This window comes from Kitasatospora sp. NPDC001095, assembly GCF_053598615.1.
Genome location: NZ_JBSFKQ010000043.1, coordinates 1 through 20,371 on the forward strand (window position 1 = coordinate 1; position 20,371 = coordinate 20,371).

A 20,371-nucleotide genomic window follows, 5' to 3' on the forward strand; every position below is an offset into this window, starting at 1 on the left:
CCCATCAGAGGGTCCTTGCTCTCCTTGACCGAGGTCGTGTAGTGCTCGGCGGCGGCCTTCCACTGGTCGGTGACCGAGGCGTCCGGGTCGTCCGGCGGCGGGGGAACCGGGTGGTCTAGCGGGCGCCGCCGGCCACGGCGGGCAGGATGGTGACGCTGTCGCCGTCGGCGAGGGCGGTGGAGATGCCCTCCAGGAAGCGGACGTCCTCGTCGTTCAGGTAGACGTTGACGAAGCGGCGCAGCTCGCCGCCCTCGACCAGGCGGGCGGCGATGCCCGGGTGGCGGGCGTCGAGGTCGGCGAAGAGCTCCCCGAGGTTGCTGCCGTTGCCCTCGACGGCCTTGGCGCCGTCGGTGTAGGTGCGGAGGATGGTCGGGATGCGGACCTCGATGGCCATGAGTGCGCTCCTGTGCGGGTCGTGGAGTGGGTGGGCCGCTGCGGACGCGGCAGGGCGGAGGGGTGCCCGGGGCTCGGCGTCGCCGGTGGGCGGCGGGCCCGGGTGAGGTGGTGAAGCGGCTCTCAGCGCGAGCGCGCGGGCGTGCCGGGACAGATCGCACCGGCGTGCCGGCACAGGTCGATGTGCAGGCGCGCCACGAGGCGGGTGCCCGGGGCCTGAGTGCTCACATCGACGGAACGCATGAACTCATCGTATAGATTCCCGGGCCCGCTCCGACATGCCCGTCTCGGGATCCGGATGTTCCTGTTCCCAGGGCTGAGACGACGGCGGCCCGCCGACCCCTCGGGAAGGGGCGGCGGGCCGGGTCCGCGGGCGGGCCGGTCAGGCCGGGTAGGCCTCGACGACCTGAACGTCTTCCTCTGTGATCTCGCCGTCCACGATGCGGAACGAGCGGAACTGGTAGGGGTCGTCCTCGCCGTCGCCCTCGGCGGTGGAGACCAGGACGTAGTGGGCGAACGGTTCGGAGGCGTAGCTCACGTCGGTGCGCGAGGGGTAGGCCTCGGTGGCGGTGTGCGAGTGGTAGACGATCACCGGCTCCTCGTCGCGGTCGTCCATCTCGCGGTACAGCTTGAGCAGGTCGCCCGAGTCGAACTCGTAGAAGGTGGGCGAGCGGGCGGCGTTGAGCATCGGGACGAACCGCTCGGGTCGGCCGCTGCCGGCCGGTCCGGCGACCACGCCGCAGGCCTCGTCCGGGTGGTCGGCGCGGGCGTGGGCCACGATCCGGTCGCGGAGTTCTCGGGTGATGGTCAGCATGCGGCTCAGGATAGCCACGCCCCGGCGGATGGCCGCCGGGGCGTCCGGGGCGCGGTCAGTGGGTGTCCGCGTTCCCGTCGCGGGCGTCCGCGGCGGCGCCGGCGGCGGGCTCCGGGTCCTGGGCGCCGCCGCGCAGGACCCGCGGGTCGCGGCGCTTGAGCACCTGGTAGCCGACCACCAGCAGCAGGGCCCAGCCCGGGAAGACGAACAGCGAGATCCGGTTGTCCCGGTCCAGGCCGATCAGCACCACGACCAGGGCGAGGAAGGCGAGCGCGGCCCCGCTGACCCAGGCGCCGCCGGGCGCCTTGAAGGTGGGCGGCGGCAGGTGGCCGGCCTGCCAGGCCCGGCGGTAGCGGATCTGGGAGATCAGGATCATTGCCCAGGTCCACAGGCCGCAGACCGTGGCGACCGAGGTGATGTACTCGAACGCCCGCGCCGGGACGAGGTAGTTGAGGACCACGCCGATGCCCATCAGCAGGCTGGAGACGGTGATCGCGAAGGCCGGGGTGCGGCGGGAGTTGAGCCTGGTGAGCCGCCCCGGGGCCTGGCCGCTCAGCGCGAGGTCGCGCAGCATGCGGCCGGTGGAGTACATCCCGGAGTTGCAGGAGGAGAGCGCCGCGGTGAGCACCACGAAGTTGATGATGCCGGCCGCCGCCGGGATGCCGATCTTGCCGAAGGCGGCGACGAACGGGCTGACGCCGGGCTGGAATTCGGTCCACGGCACGAGCGAGAGGATGACCACCAGGGCGCCGATGTAGAACAGCATGATCCGCCAGGGCAGCGTGTTGATGGCGCGCGGCAGGGTCTTCTCGGGGTTCTCGCTCTCGCCCGCGGTGACGCCGACGAGTTCGACGCCCAGGTAGGCGAACATGACGATCTGGAGGGTCATCACGGTGGAGCCGATGCCCTGCGGGAAGAAGCCGCCGTCCTGCCAGAGGTGGCCGAGTGACGCGGTGTCACCGGCCTTGCTGAAGCCGAGGGTCAGCACCCCGACGCCGATCAGGATCATGCCGATGATGGCGGTGACCTTGACCATGGAGAACCAGAACTCGATCTCGCCGAACAGCTTCACCGAGATCAGGTTGGCCGCGTAGAGCACGACCAGGAAGGTCAGCGCGCTGATCCACTGCGGTATGTCGGGCGCCCAGAACCGCACGTAGACGGCGGCGGCGGTGGTCTCGGCCATCCCGGTGACGACCCAGAACAGCCAGTACGTCCAGCCGGTCACGTAGCCGGCGAAGGGGCCGAGGAACTCCCGGGCGTACTCGGCGAAGCTGCCCGAGACCGGGCGGTAGGTGAGCAGTTCGCCGAGCGCCCGCATGATCACGAAGATCACCAGGCCGGCGACGGCGTAGGAGAGGATCAGGCTCGGGCCGGAGCGGGAGATCGCGGTGCCCGCACCGAGGAACAGGCCGGTGCCGATGGCTCCGCCGATCGCGATCATCTGGATCTGGCGGCTGCCGAGCCCGCGCTCGTAGCCCTCCGCATCCGGCGGATTGTCGACCATTTCGTCGTACAACTTCTCGGCCACTATGCACCGTCCTGGTCGGTCTCGGGGGTGGAGAAGTCGTACCACGCGGGGTTCGGATAGCGGTGTCCATCTGAGCGTTATTTGAGCATGACCTGGTATGGTTTGCCCGATTTTCATAAGAAATGCCCCGGCTGATCGTCCACACTCTGGACAAAACAGCCGGGGCTTGCCCGGAATCGGGCAGGATCGCTCCCCCAAGGGGGTCAGCCCGCGCGGAATCAGTCCGCCATGGCCTCCAGCAGCGACTCCTGCAGGGCGCCCAGCCACAGGTACGCCATCACCAGCGGCTTGCGCTCGTCACCGTCCGGCAGTTCGTACAGGCCGTCCTCGTCGTCCTCGGTGACCTCCAGCCGGACGCCGACGGCCAGCCGCAGGTCGTTCAGCGCGCCCAGCCAGCGCAGGCAGTCGGGCACGGACAGCTTGAGCACCCCGCCGCCGTCGCCGAGGCCGTCCAGCGCCCGGACGACGAACAGCGCGTCGTCCCGCTTGCGGGCCCGCAGGTCCAGCTCGGTGAAGCGGCGGAACTCCCCGGACGCGACCTTCGCCTCCTCGTCGCTCGGCTTCTCCGGGTCGCCGTAGGCGTCCGGGAAGAGCCGGGCCAGCACCGGGTCGGCGGGCGCCTCGGTCGGCCCCTCGGCGAACAGCGCGGCCAGCGGGTCGTCGCCGCCCCCGCCCGGGCCGGGGCCGATCAGCTCCAGCAACTGCACTTCCAGCGAGCGCAGGATGGAGGCCTCCCACTCGTCCAGCGCGATCGCCGCGCCGCCACCGCCGGTGCTCTCGAACAACCCAGCCATCTGTATCGGTCAGCCCGTCTTCGTCGTCTTCGGTCGTACGGCCGGCGGCCCGGCACCGATCGAATCGGTACCGGCCGCCCGCGCCCGGTCGCGCCGGCGCCCGTCCCGCCGGCGCCGGTCGGCCCGGCGTCAGTCGTGCTGCAGCGTCGCCCAGAGGCCGTAGCCGTGCATCGCCTGGACGTCGCGCTCCATCTCCTCGCGGGAGCCGCTGGAGACCACCGCCCGACCCTTGGTGTGGACGTCCATCATCAGCTTCCTGGCCTTGTCCTTCGGGTACCCGAAGTAGGCCTGGAAGACGTACTGGACGTAGCTCATCAGGTTGACCGGGTCGTTGTGCACGATGGTCACCCAGGGCGTGTCCGGCTCGGTCACCGGTACCCCTTCGACCTCCGGGCGCTCGATCTCCACGGGCGCGACGCTCACGCCGGGTCCTCCTCGCTGCACAGTCGTCCGTAACCCCTCAGCCCCATGCTGCCATCCGGGCGACAGCCGGGCGATTCCGGCCCGGCATGCTCCATGAGAAATCGTCACTCTGACGCTAAGTGGTAGTAGCATCATCCGTATGGACGCCACTTCAGTGCGCGCGGCCGGCTCGACCGCGCTGCTCACCGACCGCTACGAGCTCACCATGCTGCAGGCCGCCCTGCGCAGCGGGGCCGCGCACCGCCGCTCCGTCTTCGAGGTGTTCACCCGCCGCCTGCCGAGCGGTCGCCGCTACGGCGTCATGGCCGGCACCGGCCGGGTGCTGGACGCCGTCGAGAACTTCCGCTTCACCACCCCCCAGCTGGACTGGCTGGCCGACCAGGACGTGGTCGACGAGGACACCCTGCGCTTCCTCGCCGACTACCGCTTCCGCGGCGACGTCCACGGCTACCCCGAGGGCGAGGTCTACTTCCCCGGATCGCCGCTGCTCACCGTCGAGGGCAGCTTCGCCGAGGCCGTGATCCTGGAGACGGTCATCCTCTCGATCCTCAACCACGACTCGGCCATCGCCGCGGCCGCCTCCCGGATGACCGCCGCCGCCGGCGGCCGCCCGGTGATCGAGATGGGCGCCCGCCGGGCCCACGAGCACGCCGCCGTCTCCGCCGCCCGGGCCGCCTACGTGGCCGGCTTCGCCGCCACCTCCGACCTGGAGGCCGGCTTCACCCACGGCATCCCGACCACCGGCACCGCCGCCCACGCCTTCACCCTGGTGCACGACAGCGAGCGGGACGCCTTCAAGGCGCAGATCGCGTCCATGGGCCGGGGCACCACGCTGCTGGTCGACACCTTCGACCTGCGCGAGGCCGTGCGCACCGCGGTCGAGGTGGCCGGCCCCGAACTGGGCGCCGTCCGGATCGACTCCGGCGACCTCACCCTGCTGGCCCACCGGGTCCGCCGCCAACTGGACGACCTCGGCGCCGACCGGACCAGGATCATCGTCACCTCGGACCTGGACGAGTACGCCATCGCCGCCCTGGCCGCCGCCCCGGTGGACGGCTACGGCGTCGGCACCAGCCTGGTCACCGGCAGCGGGCACCCGACCTGCGCGATGGTCTACAAGCTCGTCGCCCGCGCCGAGGCCGACGGCGGGCCGCTGGTGCCGGTGGCCAAGCGCGCGGCCGGCGGCAAGACCAGCATCGGCGGCCGCAAGTGGGCCGCCCGCCGGCCCGACGCCGACGGCGTGGCCGAGGCCGAGGTGGTCGGCACCGGGCCCGTCCCGGAGGAGCTGCGGCCGCACCTGGTGCAGGTGCCGCTGGTGCTGGCCGGCGAGACCGTCGGGCGGGAGCCGCTGAGCGCCGCCCGCGACCGGCACGTGCGCGCCCGCGCCGCGCTGCCGCTGTCGGCCACCCAGTTGTCCAAGGGCGACCCGGTGCTGCCGACCGAACTGGCGCTGCCCGCCGGGCCGGCCCGCTGAGCCGGGCCCGGGGCCGGTCCGGCGTTCCGGCCCCGGGCGCAGGACCCGCCCCGGGGCTTCCGCCCCCGCGCGCCACTCCCTAGAGTCAGCCGTAGAGTTCCCCGAGTTCCCCCGGAGCTCCCCGAGGACCCCCCGCGCCCGGCACGGCCGGGCCGCGCACTCCCGAGGGCTCCCCCACCGGGGCGCCGCCTCCCGCGGGCCCCCGAGATCCGAGGTTGCGAGTCATGTACCGGGCACTGATCGTCGTCGACGTGCAGAACGACTTCTGCGAGGGCGGCAGCCTGGCCGTCGCCGGCGGCGCCGAGGTGGCCGCCGCCATCACCGACCTGATCGCCGAGTCCTCCCCCGGCTACCGGCACATCCTCGCCACCCGCGACCACCACATCGACCCGGGCGCCCACTTCTCCGCCGAGCCTGACTACGTCGACAGCTGGCCGCCGCACTGCGTGGCCGGCACCGAGGGCGTGGGCTTCCACCCCAACTTCGCACCCGCCGTCATCTCCGGCGCGGTCGAGGCGGTCTTCGACAAGGGCGCCCACTCGGCGGCGTACAGCGGCTTCGAGGGGCTGGACGAGAACAACCGCGGTCCGGTGGAGTGGCTGCGCGAGCGGCAGGTCGACCGGGTCGACGTGGTCGGCATCGCCACCGACCACTGCGTCCGGGCGACCGCGCTGGACGCCGCCCGGGCGGGCTTCACCACCCGCGTGCTGCTGGACCTCACCGCCGGGGTCGCCCCGGAGACCACCGCCGCCGCGCTGGCGGAGCTGCGGGCGGCCGGGGTCGAGCTGGTCGGCGAACCGGTGGTGCGTCCGTAGCGGCTCCGGTGGACGCGGACGCGGTGCCCGCGGAGCCGCCGTCCGCTCAGACCACCAGCAGGTCCACCACGTCCGTCCCGCCGGCCCGGTACGCCTCGCGCAGTTCGCCGCCGACCGCGTCCGGGTCGGCGGCCAGCCGCGCCCCGCAGACGTACACCACCCGGACGCCCAGGTACTCCATCCGCTGCCGGCCGCCGCGCACCCAGGCGGCTTCGCCCTCGCTCACGCAGCGCAGCTCCGGGTCCACCTCCACCGCGACGCCCCGCTCCGGCCAGTAGAGGTCCGGGACGGCGATGTAGGTGCCGCCGCCCATCCGCAGCTCCGGGGCGTTCAGCGGGGCGGGCAGCCGCCACTCGTCCACCAGCCGCCCCAGTCGCTCCAGCGCCACGTCCCGTTCGGCGGCGAGGAGTTCGTCCAGCGCGGCCCGCACCCGGGGCTCGCGGGTCAACCCGGAGTCGGTGAGCTCGGTCGCCAACTCCTGTACCGTGCAGCGGTTCCCGGGCCCGGCGACGGCCTCCCGCAGCACCGCGCGCACCGGCGCCGGGCCACCCGGCTCCGCCGTCCACTCGACCAGCGCGTCGGCGACCGCCCTGGCCACCGGCGCGCAGGCCAGGCCGTGCACCGAGCGGGCCACCAACTCCCGTTCGGTGCGCCGGATCCGCACCCCGCCGACGTCCTTCAGCCGGCGCTGCCGGGGCACCAGGACGTCCACCCCGGTCACCGCGGGCAGCCGGGGCACGACGGTGAAGCCGTACAGCGCCAGTGCGGCCGCGCCGGTGATCACCGCGCCCTCCCCGCGGCCCTCCTGGCGCCCGTTCTGCGCGGCGTACAGCAGCGCGGCCCACATCCGCTGCTCGGGGGTGGGCTCGGCGGCCTGCAGCAGGTAGACCCTGGGCAGCATCCGCTGCCAGGGACCGCCCCGGCGGCAGTGCTCGGTGATGATCCGGGCCGGCACGCCCCGGGCGCGCAACTGACTCGCGGTGACGACGTTCTGCTGACGCTTCGCCAGGTCCTCCAGGGACGGCGGCGGGGACGGAATCCGGTAGCTCATGCCGACACCATCCCCAACCGCCACGACCTGCGACCGGGACCCTGACGCACTGTTACCCAACCGTCGCGAAACCGGGATCAGCCCGCACTAAAGTCCTCATACCCTCACTCATTTGGAGTAATTGACGCTCATCAGGTTGTCATATGTGATCGAAAACGATCGCCCACCTGGTCGCCTGACCCAGAGTGACCAAGGGCATACGGCGAGGGAACCCCAAGGCGTCAATCCCGCCTCGGGGATTGCCTAGGCTTACGTCATGTCACGTGACGAGACCGCCGGCCTCCGCGCGGCCCAGCTCCGCCTCGGCCGTCTGCCCGGATACGTCCGCCGCCCGGACCCCGCCCGCCGCAGCGGCGAGAAGGGCCATACGTACAAGAAGGGCTGGGAGGTCCGCTTCACCGCCCGCAGTGAGGCCGAGATAGCAGAGATCCGCGACCTCGTGGTCGCCGCCGGGTTCGCCCCGGCCAGGCCCTTCTTCAAGGGCCACCAACTCATCCAACCCGTCTACGGCATGGCGGCCGTGCAGGCCTACCTGGCCGCTAGACAGGCCGCCGAGGAACACGCCGCCCGGGCCGCGCTCGGCCGCCGACGACGGGCGGCGGGACGGCCCGCCGGCACCCTCGCGGCCGGCGGGCTCACCCCCGGAACGCTGACCGGCGGCGGGCACGCCCCCGGGGGGCACGCCGCGGGCGGACACGCCCCGGGCACTCATGGCGCGGGTGGACACCCCTCGGGTGCGGCGCACCGGCGCGAACGCGAGGAGGCCGCCGCCGGGGCGGCCGCGGCGGCTGCGGCCGCTGCCGCCACGGCGGCACAGGCGGCCCGGCGGCGGGCCGTCGAAGCCTTCCCCACCCAGGTCGAACGGGACACCGCCGCCGACCGGATCTCCCCGACGGAGACCCGGACCACATCCTGACGGGCAGTCGATCCGCCCGCCCCACCGCCCCGGCCGGTCCCGTCCAGACCGCCGGGGCACGGTCGATGGGCGCGGCGAGCCCCGGCCCGCCGCCCCTGCGCCCGCCGTCCCCGGTGGGCGCCCCCCGTCACCGCGGTGACGACCATGCCCCCGTCCGTGGTGATCTTCACGGCGATCTCCGTGCTGATCGCGAGCGCGGTTGTGCGGGTGGTTGTGCGCGCACAGGTTCGCGCCCTGGGCGTGGACGCCAGCCTCCCCAGGCCCTACGGTGGCACATCAACTGCCTTGCAGCCATCGCCGTCCACACCCTCTGACCAGCCGCGACACGCTCGCACCTACGAGCCCCACGCCACTGCGCAGCACTGCCCCGCCGGCCCTCGCCGGCCCCCCCGCCCGACCGTCCCGCCGCCTCGCCGCACCCGTTCTCCACCGGAACCGGCCTGGCGGCGACGGGTTCCGGGCATTCCATCGGATTGGTCACCCAGCGCACCGAGGGCCTACCGTAGAGTGAGCACAGATGATCGACCGTCAGAAACCCATCTCCCTTTCCGAGAAGCCGAGATGACCAATCGTCACGAGAGTTCCGCCGAGCCGCCCCCGGGGCCCGGCGAGCCGGCGGACGTACCACTGGAGTTCACCGCGTTCTGCGAACTCCACCGCCCCCGGTACCTCAGCTACGCGCACGTGTGGCTGACCGAGCACAGCGCCGCGACCGCCGCCGTCCAGCAGGCCTTCGCGGAAATCGCGGTGCTCTGGCGGGAGTTGATGGGCAGCTCCAACCCGACCGCGCACGCCTGGGACATCCTGCGCGGCACCGTCGCCGAACACAGCCGCCGGATGCCCGCCGCCCCGGACCGCCACCCGGCCGACGACGACCTCGCGATCCTGCACTACGTCGTCGGCCTCGCCGCCCCCGAGATCGCCGACGTCATCGGAACCGACGCCGCCAGCGTGGCCGGGCGGCTGCGCCGCACCATGCTGCGTGAGGCCTCCGGCTGGTGACGCCGCGCCCCGGCCGCCGGCTGCGGCCCTTCCGCAAACCCCCGCCCGGCTTCAGACCCGCTCGCCCGTCACGTCGAACAGATGGTGCACCGGGTCGTGGATCAGGTACCGGGAGAACGACTCGACCGTGAACCGCGCCCCGTCGCTGCGGTTCCCGGTCCGCTCCCACTGCGTACCGGCCACCCGCCCGAAGGCCGCGGCGAGCGTCTCCGCGGCCCGCCCCAACTCCCCGGCCACCACCCGCGGATCCTGCTCCCCGTAGCGCTCGGCGACGGCCGTCCCGTCCTGGTCCCAGTTGGGGAACAGCGGGTCGTCCCGGTCCAGCATCAGACCCAGCCGGACGTCGAACAGCCGGAAGACGTCCCGGACGTGGCACGCGTACTCCAACGCCGACCACACCCCCGGCGCCGGCCGCCGGCGCAGCCCCTCCCCGTCCCCCGCCAGCACCGCAAGCCAGCCCTCCGCATTGGCCCGAACCATCCCGGCGACGTCCTCCCGCACCACCCGCGGGGTGTCCAACCCACAGTCGGGGCAAGGGCGTTCCAGCACCCAGGTCCAGTCCTTGGTGTCCGGGACGATGCCCGCGTCGACGGTGGCCCCCGGCGTGCTCTCAGAAGTGCTCATGGGCCCAGCATCCCCGCCACCGGAGGACCCCACCAGCGGCATTGACGCCAGCCGTCGCCGAATTACTGCCACCCCGGCGCACTCGCCCGACACACGCCCCCATCCCCGCGCGCGCTCCAGGATAAATGCGTGGACGAACCGGAATCCGACCACCCATCCTGGGCACCATGACCGCCGATCTCGCCGCCCTCGCCGTCAAACCCACCCTGTACGGCCCCACCATCCGACTCGTCCCCCTCGACGAACGGCACACCGACCCGATGTGGGAACTCTGCGCCGACGAGGAGACCAACCGGCTCACCGGCACCCGCACCACCTTCACCCGCGACCGGATCCACCACTGGTGCACCACCCGCGCCGAACAACCCGACCGCCTCGACCTCGCCGTCGAAGACCCCACCACCGGCCGCTTCCTCGGCGACACCGCCCTCACCGACGTCGACCCCGACAACTCCTCCGCCAGCTACCGGATCGCCCTCACCCCGGACGCCACCGGCCGCGGCATCGGCACCGAAACCACCCTCCTGGTCCTGCGCCACGCCTTCGAGACCATCCGCCTCCACCGCGTCCACCTCGAAGTCTTCGAGTACAACGAACGCGCCGCCCACACCTACCGCAAGTCCGGCTTCATCCTCGAAGGCCGCTCCCGCCAAGCCCACCACTGGGACGGCCGCTACTGGGACGTCCTCCAGATGGCCGCCCTACGCACCGAATGGCTCGCCACTCACTGACCCCGTCGCCGCCCCCGCACCACGAACACCACGACGAGCCCGACCACCAGCGCCAGGCCACCCGCCGCCACCCCCACGGCGGCACCCATCCCGTTCCCGCTGCTGCCCCCACCCTCAGCCCCGGGGGCAACAGCCTCCTCCGACGCCCCATCCGTCGGATCATCCGCCGGCGGCGCCCCCTGCGACTCCTTCCGCCCCACCAACGGATTCCCCCGAGGCCCGTCGTCCACCCCAGGATTCGCCTCCAGCGCCTTCCCCGGCGCCAACACCCCGTACCCGTACCGGTCACTCGGCACCGCAGACCCGTCAGCCGGAGGAGTGGCCGTCTTGATCAGCCGATTGACCACCTGCCCAGCCGACAGGTTCGGGTACTTCGCCCTGATCAACGCCGCGGTGGCGGACACGTAGGCGGTGGCGTCCGACGTGCCGTTGCCGATTCCGTAGCCTGCCGAGGACTTCGCACTCGCCCGGTAGATCTCCGCTCCGGGAGCTGCCAACGTGGTCTCCGGTCCGTACGTCGACTTCTCCCACAGGCGTCCTTGCCGGTCCACCGCACCGACCGCCACCACTCCCGGGAAGGCGGCCGGGTACTCGACGGGTGCAGCCTGTTGGCCGCTGTTCCCACTGGACCCGACGAGGACCACGTCGTGGTCGACGGCGTACTTGACCGCCGCTCGGGTCTCCTGATCGGTCCCTGAGTAGCCGCCGATCGACATGTTGATCACCCTGGCGCCGTGGTCGACCGCGAACCGGATCCCCTTCGCCAGGCCGCTCTGCGCCACGGCGTCGTCGGGATTCCAGCTCACCCTCACGGGAAGGATCTTTGCCGCTGGGGCGAGGCCCATGATTCCGGCGTTTTCCCCGTGCCCGTGACCTGCGATGAGACTGGCCATCCCAGTGCCGTGGCCGTCCTTGTCGACTGTGCCGTCACCACCCTCGCCGGTGAAGTCGGCGCCGGAGAGGACCTGGCCGACCAGGTCCTGATGATCCTTCATCACACCGCTGTCGACGACGGCAACCGTGACACCACTGCCCCGAGACACCGGCCAGAGCGCACTGTCGGCTCGATAGCCGGTCAGCACCCATTGGGCGTCACGAGTACCGTCCGCGCAGGCCTGCCCCGTCCCGATCGCAGCGACCAGGCCGCCAAGCGTCAGCGCAGTCACTCCACGCCGAAGCCGCCAGTCTCCCAAGGCTGGTCACCCCACTCAGCACAGCGGTGGCGCCCGTGGTCCATGAACCACCGGGGCCCCGATCGAATCACCTGGGTCTCCACAAGAACCGAGGTCATTTCACCACGTTCGAATTGGCGGGCTTGCCCGACTCCCAGGTCTCCTCGTCCTCCACGAGGTAATCCGGTCGACTCCTGGCCTTCTCCTTTTCCTTGGCACGCCCGTGAGCCCCGCCAAACGGGACAGCGGAACTCGCGGATGCTCCGGAGGGAATCGCCGACTCCGTCCGGAGACGGTTGCGCTGCCCCAGGCCGGAGCCGCCCTCGGTGAAAGCCCTCTTGCTGCCAGGCGCCGCCTCACCCGAAGGCGCCTTGCCTCCGGGGGCCGCTCTCCCGCCGTCGCCGACCACAGTGCCGCCGGTTCGGCCCGCTCCGGGGCCGAACCGGCCGGGGCTGCCCCCGTGAATACCCTCAGCACCCCGTGCCGCACCGCCACGATCGTCGCCCAGTCGTCCTCCCTGGTCGTTCCGACTGGTAGTCCCCCGCTCGACAAACGTCTGGTTCTCACGTCCGCCGGTGAACGGGCCACGCACCGTCTCCCCCTTGCCGGGCCCTACCCAAGTAGGCCCGGTGCCGGTCTGCGGTCCGGGCGCAGTGGGGGTAGGCGTACCTGCGACGCCACCCGGTTGCGGCCCGGCCGCTGTCGGCTTCGCAACCGCGGTCACACCGTCAACACCCGTGCCCGCCCCGTAGCTGGCCCCTTCGGGCTTCGTCGGAGCCTTGGCCGTTCCGCCTTTGATCCCGGGCTCTGAGGAAATCGGCGTGCTTCCTGAGACTGCCGACCGCTTGGGAGCGACGCCACCGCTACTCCCACTGCGGTTCCGAGGAGCCGGTGGAGCCTCCGAGGACTTCTCGAAGGGCCCTCCGACCGTGCGCAGGTTTCCGGCACCCATTCCGGTCATCACACCGCCCGCCGCAACGAACGCACTCTGATCACTGGCCGTCTGGTCGGTGAAGTCGTCCCGTCCCCCAGGATTCACCGGCGGCCTCTTCGGGTCGTACGGCGGTGGGGGCTTCAGGGCCGGGGTGGCGATGCGGTAGTGCATGGCGAGGGTCTGCATGATGGCGGCCGCTTCGGCCTTCTTGCGGTCGGCGAGGGGGATGTGTTCGTCGTCGTCGCCGAAGAGGGCGTCGCCGACGGTGTCCTTGACCTTGTCCCAGTTGCCGGGTTCCTCGGGCATGTCGCGTTTGGCCTTGGCCATGGCCTCGGAGGCGTTGTGGAGGATGTTGGCCGCGTCGTTGGCGTAGGCGGCGGCGTTGTTGATGCTGGCGGCCAGGGTGAGCATGCGGGTGTGGAAGGCGTCGCTGGTGGTGCCTTCCCAGGAGGTGGCGGCTTCGGTGCTGGCTTTGGTGAGGGCCTGGCGGATCTGCTTGAGGGTGTCGGCGGCCTTGCGCCAGGGGTCACCGGCGGCCATCACCGCGCCGGGGTCGAGGGCCTGTGCCATCGTGCGGAGTTGGGCGTGGCTGTACTTGGTGAAGTCGGTGTAGACCACGGGCGGTCGGCCTCCGTTCGGTCCGGGCGGGCGCGGGTCAGACGGTGGCGTTGCCGCGGGTGGACGGGGTGGGGTTCTGCTGGGTCGCGGCCTGGCTGCTCGCGGAGGGGTTGGCGACGGACCAGCCGTCGTCGCCGACCTTGAGCTTGATGGCGGCGTGCCGGTCCTGCTCCTCGTAGTTGACGGCGGTGAGGTCGGCCTTCTGCTGGGCCTCGTTCACGGCGTCCTGGAGCTGGTTGAGGACGTCGCGCAGCGCGTCCCGCATGGTGCCGTAGCGGCTGTGGATCTCGGTGGCCTCGGCGAAGGTCCCGAAGGCGTTCTTGCCGATGGCGCTGCGGCCGTGCGCGTCGGTCCCGTCGGCGTGCTTCTGGAAGTCGGCGAGCAGGAGCCGTACTTGGCCGGCGAAGGTGCGGAGCTGTTCGACTTCGATGCGGTAGCCCTGTCCGGCTCCGCCGGTGGAGCCGGTACCGGTGCTCCCTGTTCCCATTTCGGCGCCCCCCGTGCGTCCGTCCCTGGCGGTCGGGGCCGGGCCCCGGTGTCTCATGTCTAACACACCGGGCCCGAATCCGGCCCGGGGCTTGGTCAGTTCGCGTTCGTCCCGGTCCGTTGGGCGTCGGCGAGGGCGCGGCGGCAGAGGGAGTCGGCGTGCCGGGTGGTCTCGGGGAGGCGGTAGTGGCGGGCGAGGTCGAGGGTGGTGCGGACGGCGGTGTCGAGGCCGGTCCGGTGGCCGACGGAGACGAAGACGGGTTTCACGCCGGTCCTGGTGCGCACCGCGCGGCCGACCTCCTCGCCGGTGGCGGGGTCGGTGAGGGGGGTCCAGGAGCCGCAGGCCTTGTCGGGTGCGTGGTGGTCGAACGTGAAGGGGGTCTTGGCGACGCCGAGGGTGCGCAGTCCGGTGAGGACGCCGAGGTGGCTGGCGAGGCCGAGGCGGCGGGGGTGGGCGAGGCCGTAGCCGTCGCAGACGACGGTGTCGGGCGTGTGGGTGAGTGCGGCCAGGGCGTCGAGGACGGCGGGGAGTTCGCGGAAGGCGAGCAGTCCGGGGACGTACGGGAAGGCGATCCGGCCGACGGCGGTGGCCTGTTCGGCCACCTGCAAGGTGTCCCGGTCGAGGAGGACGGCGGCGGCGGCGACGAGGTCGCGGTCGTCGTCGTAGGCGACGTCGACGCCGGCGATAAGCGTGCCGGGGGCGGCGGGGTCGTGGCCAGGGTCGTCGTGGGCCTGGACGAGCGGGCGCAGCCGCTCCTGTTCGGCGAGTGCCTCGGCCTCGGTGGTGGGCCAGTCGGCGGGGATGGGCATGGTCGGTTCCCCCGGTGGTGGTGGCGTGTGCGGTGACGCGTGGTGTCGACGGGTTCCGGTTCACCGTACCGACCGGGTCGGACGACCCCGGGGTGAGCCCGTGCGCCCCCTGTGCCCCCGCGTTCGGGGACTAGCCTGGACGTACCCGTCTCCCCGCGGGGTAGGACCACGGGATCCGGCACCATTCCCGCCCGTTCCCCCCGACGTGCGAAGGACCCCCCGCCATGCCGCGCCCCTCCGTCGCCCAGGCCTGCCTCGGCTCGTTCACCGTCGTCGCCTCCACGGTGGCACTGCTGGCCGTCTCGGGCGCCTCGGGCGTTCTGGCGGTCGCGGTGCTGGTGGGGTTCGCGCTGGCGCTCGGCACCGTGGTGACGGTGCTCTCGATGTCGGCCGCCGCGGCCAGGTCGGCGGCCGGGACGGCCGCTCCCGCGGATCCGGCCGGTGCGGCCGGCCGCACCGCGGCCGCCGCCGGGCACGCGTTCGCCCCGCAGCGCTGATCCGCCGCCGGGCGCGGGTGTGGCCTGCCGCTCCGCTCAGACCTCGGTGGTGACCACCACGGTCTTCGCGGCCTTGTCGTGCAGGCACTGCCGGTAGGGCTTGTCGAAGACGCCGAAGAATCCGTCGACGATCCACCAGAGCGCGGCGCAGCAGATGACGGCCGGGAGGATGAAGACGGCGGCTCGGGTCCAGGCGGCGGACGGGGTGGGTTTGTTCCCGTCGACGAGCATGGCGACCCGGATCTTCATCGCCTTCTTGCCGAGGGTCTGGCCGTCCCGGCTGAGCATCAGGGCCTCGTAGACGAGGTAGATGGCGCAGCCGAGCCAGAACGCCTCGGTGGAGCCGTTGCGCGTGCTGAGGTCGACGAAGGGCCCCACGACGATCACCCCGATGACCTGCACCAGGACGTAGTCGATCAGCCGGGCGAGGATCCGTTTGGGCCAGGTGCCGAGCGGCGGCATACCGGGGACGGGGCCGGCGCCGGGTGTGCCGTACGCGCCGGGTCCGTAGCCGGTGCCGTGACCGGGCGGCGGCTGGTCGTACGGGGGCTGGCCGTACGGGGACTGTCCGTAGGGGGCCTGACCGGGCGTCGGTTCGCCGTACGGGCTGCCGCCGTAGGTTCCCCGGTAGGCGCCGGGGCCGCCGGACTGGTCTCCGGACTCGCCGCCGGACTGGCTGTTGGACGGGGTCGGGCCCGACGGCTCGCCTTCCGGCGTGCCGCCGCCCGGCTGCGGGGGCTGCTTGTCGAAGGAGGGCTTGCCGCCCCCCTCCGGCTGGGAGCCTGAGGGGTCGTGGGTGCTCATGTCCCCGAGTAGAACATCACGAATTCTCGATGTTCGGGACATTCTGTCCGTTTTGCACTGGCCCCTGGCTGCCCTCAGCCGCGCACCACCCGAGTACGGGCCGCGCGGTCCTGCCAGCCCCGCCGGGCCGTCCGGTCGAACACCGGCCAGACCAGTCCGAGCAGCAGCACCGTGCCCAACTGCCGCACGACCCACCGGAGCAGCGAGCGGCCGAGGCTCAGCCTCGCCGCCCGGGCGGCCGGGGCGGCGGCGTCCACCACGCGGATCCGGGCCAGTCGCTTGCCGAAGGTCTGGCCGGTGCGGGCGACCGGCAGCACCTCGTAGAGCAGGCTGACGAACAGCAGGATGCCGAGCAGCACGGCGGCCTTGCCCAGCACCACGTCGTCCACCAGCCAGACCTGGACCTGGTGCCGGGCGAGGACGCTGGCCATCCGGGCCTGGTCGACCTTCCGCTGGAGGTGGTCGGTCACCGAGCGGCCGAGCGGGATCCCGGCGGCGACCGCGACCACCAGCAGGATGGCGGTGTCCACCGCCCGCGCCGCCAGTCGGCGGCCGAGGCCGGCCGGCTCGGCGCCCCGGGCGTTCCTGCCGGTCCGACCAGCCCGAGCGACCCGAGCGCTGCCGGCGGCCCCGGCGGCCCGCGCGGCCCCGGAGGACGCGGGAACGGTGGCGGCGGAGGCCGAGGCGGACGGGCGGGGCTGGACGGCGGTCTCGCGGAGCGTCCGCACGGCGGGCAGCGGAGTGGCGGGCGCCGTCGCCGCGACCGCCGCCGTGGCGATGGACTTCGAGGCGACCGCGACCGCGGTCGGCCCCGGCCCCGACCCCGGGCCCGGAGGGGCGGCCGCCACCGCCTCTTCGCCGATCACCGGCACCGGCCCCGAGGCCAGGACGGCCGGCACCGGCGCCTCCCGCACCGTGACCGCCACGACGGGAGCGCCGGCGGCGGCCAGTTCCGTGGCAGCCGGAGTGCGCTCGGGCTCCGCGCGCCCCTCCTCCACATCGAGTGCCTCCGGAAGCACCCCCCAGGAAACCCAACGCGGTGCGTCGCCCGTGTCCATCAGGCCCCGCTGCGCCCGAGGATCTGCCTGCCAGCCGGACTCCCCGACACCCTGGAACGGGGCCGGGGGAGGGGACGGCGACGGGGAAGGCGACGGGGACAGGGGCGGGGCCGAGAAAGCGGCCGAAGCCTGGACCGGGACGGCCCCCGGCGGCTCCACACCGGCGAAGCCCGACGGCACTCCCGCGGACGGCTCTCCCGCGACCGGCATCCCCGCGACCGGCATCCCCGCCGAAGCTCCCGGCGACGCCCCCGATCCGTCGACCGTCCGGAACACCGGCCCGCCGATCACCTCCGCCACCCGGGGCCCGAGCACGAAGGACGCCCCACCCGAAGTCTGGTCGAAGTACACCGGCCCGGTGTCGCCCCCACCCGCCGGCAGCCCGGCCCGCACCTCCGCCATCGACCCCGATGCCACCGACCCCGAGACCACCGCCTCCGAGGCCATCGACCCGGGAGCCACCGACCCCGAGACCGGCAGCCCCGGGACCACCGGTTCCACGACCACCGGTTCCGGCACCCCGACCGCCCCCGGCAACGCGGCCTCCGGCACCACCGGTGGCGGCACCACCCGCGCCGCCGCACCGCCCGGAGCGGGCCGCCGGGTCACGTACCGCGGCGGCTCCAGCGCCTCTCCCCCGGCGGGAGCGGGCCGGCTGGTGCCGGGCACCCACGCCGCGCCGCCCCAGTACCGGACGTAGCCGGGGATGGACGGGTCGGGGTAGTAGCCGGGCTCGGGCGCGACGGCCGGGTCGCCGTCGGCGACGAAGGGGCGGTCCGTCATGGGGGTCTTCTTTCCTGGCAGGTCCTGACGAGGAGGGTGCGGGCCGACCGGGCCCGACCACCGCAGACGCGTCCACCCGCGCGCACGACCCGGCGCGCTCCCGGCGGTCGGCGCGCGTGGGGGCACCGCCGGTGGGCGGAAAGTCGCCGGGCAGTCACAAAGGGTAGTACCTCATCGAAGCCGTGACGGAAGGTTCGCGATTCGCCGGACAGCGGAGGGTCGCTCAAGGTAAGGAACCAGGCGCACGACGACTGCCCGCGCGCCGTGTCATCCGCTGTTCACCACCCCTCACCGGACTTCCCGAAGAAATCCCGGAAACGTGTGTAAGAGCCGGTGCGGACCGCCCTCTCAAAGGTCACAGGGGCCCGAAGCCGGGCACAACCCGAAGGCAGAGAGGAAGACGATCATGGAGCGTCCCGTCAGCGTCGTCGAGCACGAGCTGGAGCTCAACCTGGTGCTCTCGCCGGAGCACAGCGTCCCCGTCCCGGCCCGGCTGTCCTACGGCAGCCACGACCCGTACGCGGTGTACATGACCTTCCACCTGGACACCGGTTCCCCGGTCACCTGGGTGTTCGCCCGCGAGCTGCTCGTCGAGGGCACCTTCCGCCCGTGCGGCCAGGGCGACGTGCGGATCTGGCCGACCCGTTCGGGCCGGCGCAGCGTGCTCTGCCTGGCGCTGAGCTCGCCCGCCGGGGACGCGCTGCTGGAGGCCCCGCTGCCGGTCGTCGCGGCCTGGCTGGAGCGGGCGCACCGGCTCGTCCCGCCGGGCAGCGAGCTGGCCGCGCTGGACATGGACGGCTCGCTCGCCGAGCTGCTCGCCTAGCGTGCGCCGCGGCGTGCACCGGCACGTACAGCAACACGAGCACGGGGCGCGAGAACGAGCGGCGGGCTCGGCGGAAAAACCGGAAGGACCGGAACAACCGGAAGGACCGGAACGACCGGAAGAAGCAGGACCGGAAGAAGCAGGAGCGGCGCCCCCGCCGGCTCAGCGGGCCGCGGGGGCCTGCTGACGGCCGCGGGCGGCGTCCGGGCCGCCGACGTCCCGCTGTCCGGGCAGCCGGACCAGCGGCGCGCCGGCCGAGAGCCGTCGTGCCCTTATCCGGACGGCGGCGGCGAGCAGGAAGCAGAGTCCGACCCACGGATAGACCGAGGTCGGCAGCTGGCGCCAGAGCGGCATGTCGAGGACGGCCAGGCCGACCGGCTTCGCGGCCCACATCGCGAAGGACAGGAAGGCGACCAGCGTGGCCCAGAAGACGGCCCGCCAGCGCAGCCGACGGACGCCGGCCGGGCGGGCGTGCTCGACCGCGGCCTCGGCGGCGAGCAGGACGAGCATCGGCACGCACCAGACCCAGTGGTGGGTCCAGCTGATCGGCGAGATCAGCACGGCGGTGACGGCGGCGCAGCAGACGCCCCAGGCCTCGGACCGGGGCAGCCAGCGGCCGCTGCGCGCGGCCCAGGCGGCGACGCCGAGACCGGCGAGCGCGACCAGGCCGGCTCCGACGGTGGCGACGGTGCCGGGGTCGGCCGAGTGCAGCAGGCGGGCGAAGGCGCCGCGCATCGACTGGTTGTCGACGATCCAGGTCTTGCCGACCCGGGAGGAGTCGTAGAGGTACTTGGTCCAGAAGCCCCAGGTGGCATCGGGCAGGACGAGGGCGCCGAGCAGGAAGGTGCCGAGGAAGGTGAGGCCGGCCACGAAGGCGGCCCGGATCCGGCCGGTGATCAGCAGGTAGACCGCGAACAGGCCGGGGGTGAGCTTGATGCCGGCGGCGATGCCGATCGCCACGCCCTTGCTGCGCCGCCCGTCCGCACGGGTGAGGTCCCAGAGGATCAGGCAGGCCAGCGCGAGGTTGATCTGGCCGTAGCGAAGCGTGGTGAAGACCGGTTCGAGCCAGACCCCGAGGCCGGTCACCAGGATCACGCCGATCGGCCGCAGCTCGCGGCGCGGCCAGCCGACCAGCTTGAAGGACAGGTGGGTCAGCAGGGCGAGCAGCCCGAGGTTGCCGAGAGTGATCGCCACTCGGAGGAAGGGGACCGGGAACCAGGTGGTCGGGACGAACAGCATCGCCGCGAACGGCGGGTACGTCGCGGGCAGGTTCCACTCGGTGACGCGCAGCGCGTACAGGTCGGTGCCGTCGGCCACGGCGGCGCCCTCGGCCCGGTAGACGATCATGTCCACCATCGAGGTGTGGACGAAGTGCCGGACCACCGCGTACACCAGCAGGGACAGCAGCGCCACGGCGGAGGCGGCCAGCAGCGGGCGGCGGGGGGCTTCGCGCAGCGCCCGGACAGGGGCGCCGAGGGCCCGGCGCAGCCGGTCCGACAGGGGGGCGGGCGAGGGGTCGGGTGCGGTCCGCACCGGGCTGCGCTCGTCTTGCACCGCTGTCACTGTCCACTCCGTCCACGGCTCGGCCAACCAGCGACGATACCGGATGCCGCCCGACTGGGATCGGACACGATCAACTACGCAGCGTGACGCGTCGGCCCTGACCGGCCCCGGCGCCGACCTGGGGGAAGGGCACACCGGTCGCCGTGGGGGTGACGGTCGGGGTGCGGGTCGGCGCCGGGGTGGTCGGGTGGCCGGCACGACCGACGCTAGCCGCGGCCCGGGGCCGCGACCGCCGGGCTGAGCGAGGGGTAGAAC

General features: G+C 73.0%; 23 protein-coding genes and 1 pseudogene. 8 read left to right on the plus strand and 16 right to left on the minus strand.

All coding sequences use genetic code 11. The annotated features are described in order from the left end of the window. Nucleotides 1-115 precede the first annotated feature (115 nt). The 6 genes from ACWDBB_RS27515 to clpS form a co-directional block, all read right to left on the minus strand. The gene (locus tag ACWDBB_RS27515) at nt 116-394 is read right to left on the minus strand and encodes a MoaD/ThiS family protein (protein ID WP_030257420.1); all 279 of its coding nucleotides are present in this window, start codon (nt 392-394) and stop codon (nt 116-118) included. Nucleotides 395-516: 122 nt separating this feature from the next. Beyond that, nucleotides 517-636 (minus strand): putative leader peptide, encoded by a 120-nt coding sequence (locus ACWDBB_RS27520; protein ID WP_310593142.1) that lies wholly within the window; start codon nt 634-636, stop codon nt 517-519. 139 nt (nt 637-775) lie between these two features. Beyond that, a complete protein-coding gene (locus ACWDBB_RS27525) occupies nt 776-1,207 on the minus strand; it encodes a M67 family metallopeptidase (protein ID WP_280680035.1) in 432 nt (143 codons plus the stop codon). Between the two features lie 55 nt (nt 1,208-1,262). Beyond that, complete coding sequence (locus ACWDBB_RS27530; protein ID WP_449792203.1) at nt 1,263-2,714, minus strand: amino acid permease; 1,452 nt, start codon at nt 2,712-2,714, stop codon at nt 1,263-1,265. Between the two features lie 242 nt (nt 2,715-2,956). Next, nucleotides 2,957-3,532 carry a DUF2017 domain-containing protein gene (locus tag ACWDBB_RS27535; protein WP_449792165.1) on the minus strand — a complete coding sequence of 192 codons (576 nt, stop codon included), beginning with the start codon at nt 3,530-3,532 and terminating at the stop codon, nt 2,957-2,959. A 129-nt stretch (nt 3,533-3,661) separates the two neighbouring features. Beyond that, nucleotides 3,662-3,955 carry an ATP-dependent Clp protease adapter ClpS gene (gene clpS, locus ACWDBB_RS27540; RefSeq protein WP_049654313.1) on the minus strand — a complete coding sequence of 98 codons (294 nt, stop codon included), beginning with the start codon at nt 3,953-3,955 and terminating at the stop codon, nt 3,662-3,664. Between the two features lie 139 nt (nt 3,956-4,094). Here clpS and ACWDBB_RS27545 point away from each other — a divergent pair, with 139 nt between their 5' ends. Together ACWDBB_RS27545 and ACWDBB_RS27550 are read left to right on the plus strand one after the other, a co-directional pair. Then, nucleotides 4,095-5,429 (plus strand): nicotinate phosphoribosyltransferase, encoded by a 1,335-nt coding sequence (locus tag ACWDBB_RS27545; RefSeq protein ID WP_449792166.1) that lies wholly within the window; start codon nt 4,095-4,097, stop codon nt 5,427-5,429. Between the two features lie 224 nt (nt 5,430-5,653). Then, on the plus strand, nt 5,654-6,244 hold the full coding sequence (locus tag ACWDBB_RS27550) for an isochorismatase family protein (protein ID WP_392881014.1): 591 nt from the start codon (nt 5,654-5,656) through the stop codon (nt 6,242-6,244). 46 nt (nt 6,245-6,290) lie between these two features. Here ACWDBB_RS27550 and ACWDBB_RS27555 read toward each other — a convergent pair whose 3' ends face one another. Continuing rightward, nucleotides 6,291-7,295: a hypothetical protein gene (locus ACWDBB_RS27555; protein WP_449792167.1), complete on the minus strand. Its 1,005-nt coding sequence runs from the start codon at nt 7,293-7,295 to the stop codon at nt 6,291-6,293. Nucleotides 7,296-7,551: 256 nt separating this feature from the next. Here ACWDBB_RS27555 and ACWDBB_RS27560 point away from each other — a divergent pair, with 256 nt between their 5' ends. Together ACWDBB_RS27560 and ACWDBB_RS27565 are read left to right on the plus strand one after the other, a co-directional pair. Next, nucleotides 7,552-8,211, plus strand: coding sequence for a hypothetical protein (locus tag ACWDBB_RS27560; RefSeq protein WP_449792168.1), 660 nt, complete (start codon nt 7,552-7,554; stop codon nt 8,209-8,211). A gap of 561 nt (nt 8,212-8,772) precedes the next feature. Next, on the plus strand, nt 8,773-9,213 hold the full coding sequence (locus ACWDBB_RS27565) for a hypothetical protein (protein WP_449792169.1): 441 nt from the start codon (nt 8,773-8,775) through the stop codon (nt 9,211-9,213). Nucleotides 9,214-9,264: 51 nt separating this feature from the next. Here the strand turns inward: ACWDBB_RS27565 and ACWDBB_RS27570 are convergent, their stop codons facing one another. Then, entirely contained in the window at nt 9,265-9,837 is a 573-nt protein-coding gene (locus tag ACWDBB_RS27570; protein ID WP_449792170.1) for a DinB family protein, read from the minus strand. A gap of 167 nt (nt 9,838-10,004) precedes the next feature. Between ACWDBB_RS27570 and ACWDBB_RS27575 the strand changes: the two genes are divergently transcribed. Continuing rightward, nucleotides 10,005-10,568 carry a GNAT family N-acetyltransferase gene (locus ACWDBB_RS27575; protein ID WP_449792171.1) on the plus strand — a complete coding sequence of 188 codons (564 nt, stop codon included), beginning with the start codon at nt 10,005-10,007 and terminating at the stop codon, nt 10,566-10,568. Here ACWDBB_RS27575 and mycP read toward each other — a convergent pair. The 4 genes from mycP to ACWDBB_RS27595 all read right to left on the minus strand — a co-directional run bounded on the left by mycP (nt 10,562) and on the right by ACWDBB_RS27595 (nt 14,588). Further along, nucleotides 10,562-11,650 carry a type VII secretion-associated serine protease mycosin gene (mycP, locus tag ACWDBB_RS27580; RefSeq protein ID WP_449792172.1) on the minus strand — a complete coding sequence of 363 codons (1,089 nt, stop codon included), beginning with the start codon at nt 11,648-11,650 and terminating at the stop codon, nt 10,562-10,564. The two genes, ACWDBB_RS27575 and mycP, sit on opposite strands and share 7 nt — an antisense overlap. A gap of 205 nt (nt 11,651-11,855) precedes the next feature. Then, nucleotides 11,856-13,292 carry a WXG100 family type VII secretion target gene (locus ACWDBB_RS27585; protein ID WP_449792173.1) on the minus strand — a complete coding sequence of 479 codons (1,437 nt, stop codon included), beginning with the start codon at nt 13,290-13,292 and terminating at the stop codon, nt 11,856-11,858. Nucleotides 13,293-13,329: 37 nt separating this feature from the next. Continuing rightward, nucleotides 13,330-13,779 (minus strand): hypothetical protein, encoded by a 450-nt coding sequence (locus tag ACWDBB_RS27590; protein WP_449792174.1) that lies wholly within the window; start codon nt 13,777-13,779, stop codon nt 13,330-13,332. Between the two features lie 95 nt (nt 13,780-13,874). Then, nucleotides 13,875-14,588, minus strand: coding sequence for an endonuclease V (locus ACWDBB_RS27595; protein ID WP_449792175.1), 714 nt, complete (start codon nt 14,586-14,588; stop codon nt 13,875-13,877). Nucleotides 14,589-14,812: 224 nt separating this feature from the next. Here ACWDBB_RS27595 and ACWDBB_RS27600 point away from each other — a divergent pair, with 224 nt between their 5' ends. Beyond that, entirely contained in the window at nt 14,813-15,085 is a 273-nt protein-coding gene (locus ACWDBB_RS27600; protein WP_449792176.1) for a hypothetical protein, read from the plus strand. Nucleotides 15,086-15,121: 36 nt separating this feature from the next. Here the strand turns inward: ACWDBB_RS27600 and ACWDBB_RS27605 are convergent, their stop codons facing one another. Continuing rightward, nucleotides 15,122-15,889, minus strand: a complete 768-nt coding sequence (locus tag ACWDBB_RS27605) for an RDD family protein (RefSeq protein ID WP_449792177.1) — start codon at nt 15,887-15,889, stop codon at nt 15,122-15,124. Between the two features lie 74 nt (nt 15,890-15,963). Beyond that, complete coding sequence (locus ACWDBB_RS27610; RefSeq protein ID WP_449792204.1) at nt 15,964-16,887, minus strand: RDD family protein; 924 nt, start codon at nt 16,885-16,887, stop codon at nt 15,964-15,966. 418 nt (nt 16,888-17,305) lie between these two features. Between ACWDBB_RS27610 and ACWDBB_RS27615 the strand changes: the two genes are divergently transcribed. Continuing rightward, nucleotides 17,306-17,647: a hypothetical protein gene (locus ACWDBB_RS27615; RefSeq protein ID WP_449792206.1), complete on the plus strand. Its 342-nt coding sequence runs from the start codon at nt 17,306-17,308 to the stop codon at nt 17,645-17,647. Here the strand turns inward: ACWDBB_RS27615 and ACWDBB_RS27620 are convergent. Next, nucleotides 17,629-17,730: pseudogene (locus ACWDBB_RS27620) on the minus strand (hypothetical protein); the annotation flags it as partial. The gene ACWDBB_RS27615 and the pseudogene ACWDBB_RS27620 overlap by 19 nt on opposite strands. Before the next feature lie 406 nt (nt 17,731-18,136). Here ACWDBB_RS27620 and ACWDBB_RS27625 point away from each other — a divergent pair. Continuing rightward, nucleotides 18,137-18,553, plus strand: coding sequence for an SsgA family sporulation/cell division regulator (locus tag ACWDBB_RS27625; protein WP_188298732.1), 417 nt, complete (start codon nt 18,137-18,139; stop codon nt 18,551-18,553). A gap of 162 nt (nt 18,554-18,715) precedes the next feature. Here the strand turns inward: ACWDBB_RS27625 and ACWDBB_RS27630 are convergent, their stop codons facing one another. After that, entirely contained in the window at nt 18,716-20,116 is a 1,401-nt protein-coding gene (locus tag ACWDBB_RS27630; protein WP_449792178.1) for a glycosyltransferase 87 family protein, read from the minus strand. Between the last annotated feature and the right edge of the window lie 255 nt (nt 20,117-20,371).